The sequence below is a fragment of the Micromonospora sp. URMC 106 genome, from assembly GCF_051386395.1.
Lineage (GTDB): Bacteria > Actinomycetota > Actinomycetes > Mycobacteriales > Micromonosporaceae > Micromonospora.
The window spans coordinates 1-339 of the sequence record NZ_JBPQTP010000264.1 but is presented as its reverse complement, the minus strand read 5'-3'; the positions used below and the strand labels follow the sequence as shown (position 1 = coordinate 339).

Annotated in this window: 1 pseudogene; it reads right to left on the bottom strand. The window is 86.7% G+C overall.

Annotation, left to right across the window (positions count from 1 at the left end):
• Positions 1–209 (bottom strand): annotated as a pseudogene (locus ACSNOB_RS32050) (hypothetical protein); the annotation flags it as partial.
• Between the last annotated feature and the right edge of the window lie 130 nt (positions 210–339).

Below are 339 nucleotides of genomic sequence, written 5' to 3'. Positions count from 1 at the left end.
CCGTCCAGCCCGCGCCTGCCGGGCAGCACCGCCGGCCCCAGGCACGCGGGGGGCGCTCCGGGCCGGCCGGCGTCGCCGCCGCCGAGCCTCGGCGGCCAGCGCGGCACCGGCCCGGCCACGCCCGCCACGTCCGGCCCGCGCGCCGGCTCCCCGACCGCAGGCCGTCCCGGCACACCGCCGAGCGCCGCTCGCCCGGCCACGCCGAGCACCGGGGGCACCCGCGCGGGTGGCCCGCTCGCCCCTGGCGCGGGTGCCCGTCCGGATCTCACGGGCCGTGGCGCGGGGGGCGCGGCGCGTCCGGCCCCCACCACCGGCCCGGCGCCGTCGCTGGGTGGACGC